2 protein-coding genes are annotated in these 2,445 nt (G+C 63.7%); both read right to left on the bottom strand.

Translation table 11 applies throughout. The annotated features are described in order from the left end of the window. Positions 1-191 precede the first annotated feature (191 nt). Positions 192-2,192: a glucans biosynthesis glucosyltransferase MdoH gene (gene mdoH, locus AC1DWI_RS19795; protein WP_477668362.1), complete on the bottom strand. Its 2,001-nt coding sequence runs from the start codon at positions 2,190-2,192 to the stop codon at positions 192-194. After that, positions 2,168-2,445: glucan biosynthesis protein (locus AC1DWI_RS19790; RefSeq protein ID WP_477725531.1), on the bottom strand; the 278-nt coding region annotated here is incomplete at its 5' end. The genes AC1DWI_RS19790 and mdoH, both read right to left, overlap by 25 nt.

The following is a 2,445-nucleotide window of genomic DNA, read 5'->3' as shown; positions in this document are numbered from 1 at the left end:
GAAAATGATGAAACGCATGGGCGGCATGAAAGGCATGCCCAAGTTTTGATCAATTCGCTGTTTAAGGGAAAAATGGCTGCAGCCCAATAAAGACGGGCGCAACCAGCTCCTGAATTAATAGCGTTTACCTGTCATGAAAAAAGCCGCTTCAAGCGGCTTTTTTCATGGGTTGCCCTGAAGTCAGGCTATTTTCAGGCCGCCTTCAGCCGTGGCTTGGCCAGCCGGCTTGCATGCAGCCAGGCGCGTCGCAGTACCGCCGGCGAACGGGTTTCTTCCGGGATCAGCAGGTAGTTCTGCGCACGCAGGGCCGTGCCCACGCCGACCTTGCTGGTGAGCACCGTCATCGGGATCGCCAGCAGCAGCGGCAGGCCGACCGGGATCAGCCAGATCAAAGCCCGTGCATCGATCACTGCAATGCCGACAGCCAGCAGCGCAATCACGCCGGACATAGGCGCCAGCTGCGCCAGCGCATGGCGCCAGGGCACAGCGGCCGCTTCGCGCGGGGGCGATTTCCATTCAAGCTTCAGGCCGGTGAGGGCCACCACCACAAACAGCGAATGCGCGAGCATGCGGATGGGGGCCTGCAACAGCGCGATCAGGGTTTCAAGCAAAGCGCTGCGCAGCAGGGCGACGGTGCCGCCATAGGATTGCTGCTGGCGGTTGACCAGCACGGCCACGATGCCCAGGATGCGCGGCAAAAACAGCATGCACAGCGTCCAGGCCCAAAGCGACATCAGCTCGCCGGGAAGCAGCGTCCAGTCGGCAATCATGGGCGAGCCGGACAGCCACAGCGCTGTACCCAGCGTGAGAAAGCACAGCCATAGCGGCGCCGACAGATACGCCATCGCGCCCGTGCCGAACATGGAGCGGTGTACCGGGTGAATGCCCGGCTCGGCGATCAGGCGCGAGTTTTGCAGGTTGCCCTGGCACCAGCGGCGATCGCGCTGCAGCTCGGCCAGCAAATCCGGCGGCTGCTGCTCGTAGCTGCCCACCAGGTCACCCACCAGCCAGACGTGGTAGCCGGCGCGGCGCATTAGCGCGGCCTCGACAAAATCGTGCGACATGATGCTGCCGGCCATGCCGCCCGTGCCCTTGATGTGCGCCAGCGCGCAATGCTTCATGAAGGGCTTAATACGGATGATGGCGTTGTGGCCCCAGTAGTGGGACTCGCCCATCTGCCAGAACTGCATCCCCAGCGTGAACAGACGCCCGGTCACGCGTGAGGCGAACTGCTGCGCCCGTGCGTGCAGCGTGACGTGGCCGATGGCCTGGGTTGCGGTCTGGATGATGCCGGCCCTGGGATTGGCTTCCATCAGCTTGACCATGGAAACCAGGCAGTCGCCGCTCATCACACTGTCGGCGTCCAGCACCACCATGTAGCGGTAATCCTTGCCCCAGCGGCGGCAGAAGTCGGCCACATTGCCGGCCTTGCGGTCGGTGCGGCGTTTGCGCAGGCGGTAATAGACCTCGATTTGCGGCTGGTCGGGGTGTCCGGCCAGCTGGGTGCGCAGGTCTTCCCAGGCGGCGCGCTCGGCCTGGATGATGGCCGGGTTGCTGCTGTCCGACAGTACGAAGACATCAAAGCTCTGTACATGGCCGGTCATCGCGACCGACTCGCAGGTGGCGCGCAGGCCGGCGAACACGGTGCGTACGTCTTCATTGCAGATCGGCATGATGATCGCGGTGCGTGTGGACGCATCCAGCGGGTAGTGCTGAACCTTTTTCGCGGACAGCGCGTGTTTGTCACCAAAGATCGTGACGTAAAAGCCCATCATCGCCGTCATGAAGCCGGTCACTACCCAGGCTGACAGAAGGGCAAACAGGCTGATCTGGCCGTACTGCAGCCAGGCATTGTCATAGTCGGGCTGCATGTCCGCAAAGATGCTGGTTGCCAGCACGGTGCTGATGACAGTCAGCAGCAGGAATACCGTGCGCCGGCGCCGGGCAGCCTGCTGCCAGCGCTCAAGCCGGGGGGCAGGCAGGCGATGGGATGGTGCCGGTGCGGCAGCCCGGAATATCGACAGCATGGGCAGCAGCAGCGCGGTGGCCATGCTGTTCCAGAAGCCACGCCAGGGCCGGGGCACCATGGAGCCGCGGTTCAGCGGTGGCGCCGTCACCGAATTGGGGTGGCGTTCCTCGCGCAGGGCGCTGCGTGCAGCGGATGGAATCAGAGTGTGATCAGGTTGGTCCATGTTTCGCTCACAGTGTGGTTGTCATGTTTGAGGAAGGCGCGCAGCTCAACAGGCTGGGCCGGGTTCAGCCGCAGCACGCGCAGCGTCATGCGCCATGCGCCGGTGGCGGGATTCTTGTAGGCCATGCTTTCGAGCACACGGCCATTGGCGTTGGCGCTGGAGATGGCTTCGACCCTGGCGTCCTCGGGCAGCGCGTCCAGCGCCGGGCCGGCAAAGTCGATGACGTACTGGACCTGGCCCGTGAGATCGGTTC

The sequence above is a fragment of the Polaromonas sp. P3_C2 genome (genome assembly GCF_056402675.1).
The sequence above is the reverse complement of the archived record's forward strand: the minus strand, read 5'-3'. Positions and strand labels throughout refer to the sequence as shown.